Source organism: Porphyromonas levii DSM 23370 (genome assembly GCF_000379925.1).
Classification (GTDB): Bacteria; Bacteroidota; Bacteroidia; order Bacteroidales; family Porphyromonadaceae; genus Porphyromonas_A; species Porphyromonas_A levii.
Genome location: NZ_KB904306.1, coordinates 1 through 8,440 on the forward strand (window position 1 = coordinate 1; position 8,440 = coordinate 8,440).

General features: G+C 48.8%; 6 protein-coding genes. All 6 read left to right on the plus strand.

Annotated elements, in window-relative coordinates:
* Positions 1–505: 505 nt before the first annotated feature.
* Positions 506–712, plus strand: coding sequence for a hypothetical protein (locus A3GG_RS13785; protein ID WP_018359264.1), 207 nt, complete (start codon positions 506–508; stop codon positions 710–712).
* Positions 713–926: 214 nt separating this feature from the next.
* The gene (locus A3GG_RS0110580) at positions 927–3,431 is read left to right on the plus strand and encodes a ribonucleoside-diphosphate reductase subunit alpha (protein WP_018359265.1); all 2,505 of its coding nucleotides are present in this window, start codon (positions 927–929) and stop codon (positions 3,429–3,431) included.
* A 31-nt stretch (positions 3,432–3,462) separates the two neighbouring features.
* The gene (locus A3GG_RS0110585; RefSeq protein ID WP_018359266.1) at positions 3,463–4,503 is read left to right on the plus strand and encodes a ribonucleotide-diphosphate reductase subunit beta; all 1,041 of its coding nucleotides are present in this window, start codon (positions 3,463–3,465) and stop codon (positions 4,501–4,503) included.
* 104 nt (positions 4,504–4,607) lie between these two features.
* Positions 4,608–6,092, plus strand: a complete 1,485-nt coding sequence (proS, locus tag A3GG_RS0110590; RefSeq protein ID WP_018359267.1) for a proline--tRNA ligase — start codon at positions 4,608–4,610, stop codon at positions 6,090–6,092.
* A 23-nt stretch (positions 6,093–6,115) separates the two neighbouring features.
* Positions 6,116–6,865 carry a 3'-5' exonuclease gene (locus tag A3GG_RS0110595; protein ID WP_026215787.1) on the plus strand — a complete coding sequence of 250 codons (750 nt, stop codon included), beginning with the start codon at positions 6,116–6,118 and terminating at the stop codon, positions 6,863–6,865.
* A gap of 216 nt (positions 6,866–7,081) precedes the next feature.
* A complete protein-coding gene (locus A3GG_RS12445) occupies positions 7,082–8,260 on the plus strand; it encodes a TonB-dependent receptor plug domain-containing protein (protein ID WP_018359269.1) in 1,179 nt (392 codons plus the stop codon).
* Positions 8,261–8,440 lie beyond the last annotated feature (180 nt).

Below are 8,440 nucleotides of genomic sequence, written 5' to 3' on the forward strand. Positions count from 1 at the left end.
TAAATAGATAAAAAAGACAAAGACCAATCTCCAAAACAGCCAAACACCTCCCAAAATACAGCAAAGAGCACCCCAAAGTACCCCCAAATACTACCCCCAACAGCGCCGATCTATACTTTGCGGAATCTAGGACCCTATATCAGCGAAATTTATTCCTAGGAATAAATTTCGTTGCTCAGGCGAGACAAAAGTAGTGCTCGCCTAATAGAGATTCATTCAGATACGATGATCTCTATTAGGTGAGCTTTATTATTTTCTTTACTTTTATGAGAACAACTATATGTTTTTTGAAGTTAAAAGAAAAGAGATATATGAGTAAGCTGAAATTATTTTTGGAAGCGTAAAGAGCTACACCGTAAATGCACCTATCCAAACCTATGGAGAGGGTGCTAGAGGCTACAATCAGTACGATGGCACTGTAGACGAAATACATTTCCAGAGTATCGAGACCTTTGGTCAAGGCTCGGTAGGCGTCCAGATTAGTAAGCCTATTGGCACACTTACCGTGGAGAAAGATATTGTCACCCATGGCTCTATTGGCAATTCGCTAGTGAAGGGGGTCATTGTCCAACTCCCTGCGTATGCCCTAAGTATCAAGGAGGGCGGTTCGGTAAACCTTATCGATGTGAAAGGGAGCATACGTACCACAGGTGACAACATAGTTTCCTACACGCTCGAGAAGGGTGGTGAAGTGAAGCAGTTGACTGTATGAGGCACTATCGAAGCCCTCGGAAAAGGAAGTAAGGATAGAGATTAAAGGCGGTAGTCTCTATCCTTCCATACCATGAAGTTATTCTCCTTGGGTGCTACAATGGAGGTGTCATACTTTCACATTTATGAAATTTTATTTGGAGTAATAGTAGCTAAAAAGAGAAGTTTACTGTACCTTTGTGGATAAAGTAGAATGTATCCCCTTTTTCTGACCGATGAAGATAATCAAACGAAATAAGCAAGCTGAAACGTTCTCTGTAGCTAAGATTAAGAACGCCCTGAGCAGAGCTTTCAGGGCTACAGAGACAAGGATTACCAACTCCCAATTAAACGCTTTATGCGAAAGTATCCTCGCCGAGATTGGCACCCCGGATGCTATTGAAGTGGAGACGGTGCAAGACATCGTGGAAACGTGCCTAATGGCGAATGGTTACTACAAGGTGGCTAAAGCCTATATCCTCTACAGGACAAAGCATAGCGAAGCACGCGAAGTGATTAATCTATTCCGAAAGTACATTGTAGATGAGGAGATAATCTCCCTTCTTAAGGAACTTCAGGAGCAATACACAGGAGCGGCCTATGCGCTAGACCTGCTCTACGCCAAGTTTTATGCCTTTCATAAGGAGGGGGCAGACCCTTTGCAGATGCTTATCAAGGCTGCCGTAGAACTCATTACTAGAGAGGCGCCCAATTGGGAGTTCGTTGCCGCTCGACTGCTGGGCTTGGAGCTGCGCAAAGGACTAGAGAAAGTGGAGGCGAAATATCATATCTCCACCTTTTACGACAAGATAAAGTTCCTCACCGAAGAGGGGCTTTACGGTCGGTATATCTTGGAGCACTATTCCAAGGAAGAAGTAGATGATCTGGCAGCTATCATGGATAACCGCCGCAATAATCTACTTACCTATAGTAGTCTGCACCTAATAGCCAAGCGCTACCTTATACACTCTGGCAACCACGTAGTACTGGAGAGCCCTCAGGAGATGTTTATGGGTATCGCTATGCACCTTGCCATACCTGAGCAGAACAAGGTACAATGGGCTAGCAAGATCTACGATATCCTCTCGCAGCTAAAGGTGACTATGGCGACGCCTACGATGAGTAATGCGCGCAAGCCTCTTAGTCAGCTCTCGAGTTGTTTTATAGATGTGATGCCGGACAACCTCATCGGTATCTACCGTACGATAGACAACTTTGCCCAGGTCTCTAAGTATGGTGGCGGTATGGGTATTTACCTTGGCAAGGTGCGTGCTGTGGGAAGCGATATTCGCGGATTTAAGGGCGTGGCTGGCGGCGTACTCAAATGGGTGAAGCTGGCTAACGATACAGCTATTGCGGTAGATCAATTGGGCGTACGACAAGGCTCAGTAGCACTGTACCTAGATATATGGCATCGTGATATGCCGGAATTCCTCCAGATCAGGACCAATAACGGTGACGACCGCATGAAGGCGCACGATGTATTCCCTGGGGTATGCGTTCCCGACTTCTTTTGGCAGCAGCTTGAAGCAGACCCCAATGGCACGTGGCACATGCTCTGTCCGCACGAAGTCTTGAGCGTAAAGGGGTATGCCCTTGAGGACTACTGGGGAGAGGAGTGGACACGACGTTACCAAGAGTGTCTGCAAGACAATCGGCTCGCCAAGCGCCCTATTGCCATCAAAGATATGCTCCGCCTTATCATAAAGAGTGCAGTGGAGACTGGAACACCATTTATCTTCAATAGAGATACGGTGAACCGTATGAACCCCAACGGTCATTGCGGTGTTATCTATTGCTCCAACCTATGTACCGAGATTGCCCAAACACAGAGCGAAATCCGACTGAAGCAACAGACAGTGGTGCTAGAGGATGGCGAAGAGGTGGTGGTAGAGAAGACTATCGCAGGCGACTTCGTGGTATGTAATCTGGCTTCGCTCGTACTGGGCAATATCGACACAGATAGCTCTACAGAGCTGAGAGATACGGTGCACACCATTGTGCGTGCGCTAGACAATGTGATTGATCTCAACTTCTACCCCATTCCGTATGCCGAGATAACCAATCATAAGATGCGCCCTATCGGCTTGGGGAGTAGTGGATATCATCACCTACTTGCAAAGCGAGGCATCGCTTGGGAGAGCCAAGAGCACCTCGACTTTATGGATAAGCTCTATGAGCGTATCAATTACTACGCTATCGAGGCTTCGTCTCTCCTTGCTGCCGAGAAGGGGAAGTACGCTCGCTTCGAGGGGAGTGACTGGCAGACGGGGGAATACTTCACGAAGCGCGACTACACGAGTGAGCGTTGGCAAAAGCTAGCCGCACAGGTGGCTGAACTGGGTATGCGCAACGCTTATCTACTTGCTATAGCCCCAACGAGTTCGACCTCAATCATTGCAGGTACGACAGCGGGCACTGATCCTATCATGAATCGCTTCTTCCTAGAGGAGAAGAAGGGCTCGATAGTACCGCGTGTGGCGCCCGACCTCTCCGACGAAACCTATTGGCTCTATAAGACGGCGCATCTGATAGACCAAAATTGGGTGGTAGATGCAGCGGGAGTACGGCAGCGTCATCTAGATCAGGCACAAAGTGTCAACCTCTATATTACCCAAGACATCACCTTTGGTGGCATACGAGACCTTTATCTCAGAGCTTGGCACCAAGGGGTCAAGACACTCTATTATATCCGCAGTCTGGCACTCGAAGTAGAGGCGTGCGAGACTTGCTCTGCATAAGTATTACGCAATCAAATACAAATCATTCCCCATGGAACTAAAAAAGAAAGCGCTCTTCAATGAGCATGGCGATATAGACCTATCGAAACGTAGGATGATCAATGGCAATACCACCAACCTTAATGACTTCAACAACATTAAGTATAGTTGGGTATCCAACTGGTATCGTACAGCGATGAATAACTTCTGGATTCCCGAGGAGATTAACCTAGGGCAGGATGTAAAAGACTACCGTATCCTGAGCAACGCCGAGAAAACAGCCTACGACAAGATTCTCTCATTTCTGATCTTCCTAGATAGTATACAGACGGCCAACCTCCCCAACGTAGGAGAGTATATTACGGCCAACGAGGTAAATCTATGCCTTACTATTCAGGCCTTTCAGGAGGCGGTACACTCACAGAGCTACAGCTATATGCTAGACTCCATCTGTTCACCTGAAGAGCGCACGTCTATCCTATACCAATGGCGAGACGATGAGCATCTCCTGAAGAGAAATAAGTTCATTGGCGATATATACAATGACTTCCAGCTGCACAAGACGCCCGAACAGCTAGTCCGTACTATGGTGGCTAACTATATCTTGGAGGGGGTTTACTTCTACTCTGGGTTTATGTTCTTCTACAACCTAGGGCGTATGGGCAAGATGCCAGGCTCCGTGCAGGAGATCCGCTATATCAATAGGGATGAGAACACCCACCTTTGGCTCTTCCGCTCCATTATACTCGAGCTTAAGAACGAACACCCAGAGCTATTCACCCCAGAGCGCGAAGCGGAGTTCGTAGAGATGATAAGGGAAGGAGCGCTGCAGGAGATCGCTTGGGGGAAATACGTCATCGGCGACGACATTGAAGGGCTCACCACTCAGATGGTCAGCGACTACATCATGTATCTAGCCAATCTTCGCAGCTCCAACCTTGGCTTAGGCGTAATTTTCCCAGGGCATGAGGAGGAGCCCGCAAGTATGAATTGGGTATCACAGTATAGCAACTCCAATCTCATCAAAACCGACTTCTTCGAAGCCAAGCCTAGTGCTTACGCCAAGAGTGCTTCCATAGAGGACGACCTTTAATACCGCAATTACAATGGGATAATTGGGATTGTATACCCCTCCTGATATCTGAGTATTTGGTATCTTTGTGCATTAAAATACTTTAGACGATATAGATAGATAATATGGCAAAGAAGACTGATGCCCTCACACCTCGTAGCGAAGACTACTCTAAGTGGTATAACGAGCTAGTGGTAAAGGCAGACCTCGCTGAGAATAGTGAGGTACGTGGCTGTATGGTGATTAAGCCTTATGGTTATGCGATATGGGAGAAGATGCAAGCGGTACTGGATGGTATGTTTAAGGAGACAGGACATGTCAATGCCTACTTCCCGCTATTTATCCCGAAGTCGTTCCTCTCTAGGGAGGCAGACCACGTAGAGGGTTTTGCTAAGGAGTGCGCAGTGGTGACCCACTACCGCCTGAAGAATAACCCCGATGGTTCGGGTGTGGTTGTTGACCCTGCGGCTAAGCTGGAGGAGGAACTCATCGTACGCCCTACTTCTGAGACTATTATCTGGAATACCTATAAGGGGTGGATACAGTCTTGGAGAGACCTCCCTATCCTATGCAATCAGTGGGCTAATGTTGTCCGCTGGGAGATGCGCACCCGCCTATTCCTCCGCACGGCAGAATTCCTATGGCAAGAGGGACACACCGCCCACGCTACACGCGAAGAGGCGCGTGAGGAGACCGAGCGAATGATCGGAGTATACCGCGACTTCGCAGAGCAGTATATGGCTATGCCTGTAATAGTGGGACACAAGAGCGAGACCGAACGCTTTGCGGGCGCTATTGATACCTATACTATCGAGGCGCTGATGCAAGACGGCAAGGCGCTACAGAGTGGTACTTCCCACTTCTTGGGGCAGAACTTTGCCAAGGCCTTCGGTGTTACCTTCACCAATAAGGAGGGCGAGGAAGAGCTCGTATGGGCAACCTCTTGGGGTGTTTCTACCCGTCTGATGGGTGCCCTCATCATGAGCCACTCCGACGATAATGGTCTAGTACTTCCTCCTAAGTTAGCCCCTATCCAAGTGGTCATCGTACCTATCTACAAGTCTATGGAGCAGCTAGAGGAGCTTCGTGTAGCCCTCAAGCCAATCGTGGATGGACTCAAGGCAAAGGGTGTCTCCGTAAAGCTCGACGACTCCGATAATAAGAAGCCAGGCTGGAAGTTCGCTGAATACGAGCTAAAGGGTGTACCCGTACGCCTCGCTATGGGTGGTCGCGACTTAGAGAATGGCACTATAGAGGTGAGCCGAAGAGATACGCTCACCAAGGAGACTAAGGAGCTTGATGGCATCGTAGAGTATGTGGCACAGCTGCTCGAGGATATCCAGAAGAACATCCTACAGAAAGCACTCGACTACCGTGCCGAGCATACCACCATCGTAGACACCTACGACGAGTTCAAGAGAGTACTAGATGAGAAGGGCGGATTTATCCTCGCCCATTGGGACGGTACCCCCGAGACAGAGGCTGCCATAAAAGAAGAGACCAAGGCAACTATCCGTTGTATCCCTTCCGATGGCGATACCACGCCAGGCACCTGCATGTATAGCGGCAAGCCTTCAGCCCGCAGAGTGCTCTTCGCACGCGCTTACTAAAAGCTCTCCCAATATGTAGCATTATGCTATACATTATAAATGAGCTACCGCCCCTAGCACCTAACATCGTCATGATGATAGTGCTGGGGGTGGTAGCTCTTTATATCCTCTTCCTCTTACTGCGCCAGTCCAGCTCCCGAAAGTTCAAACCAAAACCCACAGAGACCTATAAGGCAGTCCCTCAGACTAGGCAGGCAGCAATCGTAGTACCCCCAATCCCCCATGCGCCCACCGGAGCAAAGGCAAGGTGGATGGTTCTCGACCTACAGACCACAGGGCTAAGCACGATACGTGGAGCCGAAGACCTGATCGTTGAGGCTACTTGGCTGCTTCTAGATGAGGCATACCAGCTCATCCGCAAACGCACACACCGAGTGTACCAATCATACAGTGGCAGCCAGGAGGCACAAGAGGTGCATGGTCTATCAGAGCAAGACCTAAGGCGGCATGGCATAACAGAAGCTCAGCTGGTAGAGTACTTCCTCGCAGACCTATTGCCTCAAACCACGATTGTGATGCACAATGCTGAGTTTGACCTCGCTATTATCTTAAGCGCCATCGAGCGAGTAGCACCTAATTCTCTGCCCCAAGTCAGGAGCCACTCCACCTTCTGTACCATGACCTATCTACCCCTCGAGCACTATCCCTCGCTAGGCGCACTCATCACAAGCATTACCCCCTTCACCCAAGCACAGTTCCGCGCCCTCCGACCTATCTCCTACCGCAACGCCTACTTCACCCGCCACTGTCTCATCGCCCTCCAACAATTGTAGGCACATGTGGCACAAGGACTCCCGTTTTCTTATTATCTTTGCATTGCTTAACAGCATTTATCATCATACAAAGGACGCATGCACATACGGTAAGCGGTATAGTAGATTTCAGTTTCCCCAAATCCCACCCTCCCTACTTGTGCCTCTACGGTCTTTTATGCAGGATGAACAGACGTTGGATAAATAGCGATTATTCATTAACATATTGATTATTAGATGAGACAACACTCTGCATTCGCACTCATTATGGGTGCATTATCTTTTCTTGCAACGCCACAAAAGGGGTTTGCCGACCAGCAACCAGTGAGCGTGCTGAGCTCTGATACGGATAGTATCTCGGGCAATACCTACAAGCTCAACACCTTAGTCATAACTGGCAATAGGCGACCCAAGATGAGCAAACTCGATGTGGCACTAAAGGACATCCCCGTAACGATTTCCAATATCAGGCTAGAGCCACTCAAGCTAAGAGGCATTTTCAACTTCCAAGAAGCTACACGCTTCGCTCCTAGTGTCAATACACGTACCACCTACGGTGCCTTCCAGCAAGTGAGTGTACGCGGATTCGACTACTCCCCTATCGAAGTCGATGGCATGCGCGATGAGCGTACCACCTGGAACTCATTCCCACTCCCCGACCTCTCTATGGTAGAGTCCATCGAGGTGGTAAAAGGTCCCTCTTCAGTACTCGGTGGGCACTCCTCTGTAGGTGGTTCTATCAATATCGTACGAAAGGCGGCAAAGAACGAACCCCTACTAGAGCTCTTACTCGCTACGGGATCGTGGAATACCCACCAGATTGCGGGCACCATTGGGGGCAAGGTAACCGAGGGTATCAATACCCTATTCAATGTCAATCGTGAATGGGGCGATAGGTGGAGACACACAGGAGACCGCAGGTTCTCGCTCTATAATAATACCACCTTTCAGCTAGCGGCAAAGCACATCCTAGACCTCAGGCTAAGCTACGTACACGATTTCTATGGTACCGAAGCCGGACTGCCCCGCACCATGCCTGGCGATATCACCTACGAGCCTACAGGTAAGGAGATATACAAAAAGGGAGATATGCTCAGAGGGCTCAACCCTACTTGGCGGTACAACAACCCTACCGACTTCATGTGGAATAAGGGCTGGAATGCCTATCTCCGCTACAACTGGTACATAGCAGAGGGCTGGAAACTATCCAATAAGATGATGTATAGCCACGACATCATAGACTACTTTTCTACCGAGTCCCTCTCCTATCCTACTAGCGACGAACCTATATACCAGTACTCCTATACCTCGAAGGGCAAGAAAAAGGTCTCATCCGATATTCTGCGTGATGGCGGTTACCGTGATCCCTTGAGACTCCTGCGTCAGCTTGTATACACCAATCATCTTGCGGGATGAAATCCGCAAGATATGGGCGACGGGGTTATTTTTCTCTTTGAAAATTTGAAAGAAAACTGGAAATCCATTATAATTGAGCGAATTATCCACTAAACGCTTAATTACGCAATGGATACCAGTTTTCTACGACATGTATATGGGCTTCTTGGAGTCAAATGTACTGCTACACACTACAAAACT

What these genes read in the sequence shown, in the direction of transcription:
- A3GG_RS0110580 (WP_018359265.1), top strand. Translation starts at nt 927, where the DNA reads ATGAAGATAATCAAACGAAATAAGCAAGCTGAAACGTTCTCTGTAGCT.
- A3GG_RS0110585 (WP_018359266.1), top strand. Translation starts at nt 3,463, where the DNA reads ATGGAACTAAAAAAGAAAGCGCTCTTCAATGAGCATGGCGATATAGAC.
- proS (WP_018359267.1), top strand. Translation starts at nt 4,608, where the DNA reads ATGGCAAAGAAGACTGATGCCCTCACACCTCGTAGCGAAGACTACTCT.
- A3GG_RS0110595 (WP_026215787.1), top strand. Translation starts at nt 6,116, where the DNA reads ATGCTATACATTATAAATGAGCTACCGCCCCTAGCACCTAACATCGTC.
- A3GG_RS12445 (WP_018359269.1), top strand. Translation starts at nt 7,082, where the DNA reads ATGAGACAACACTCTGCATTCGCACTCATTATGGGTGCATTATCTTTT.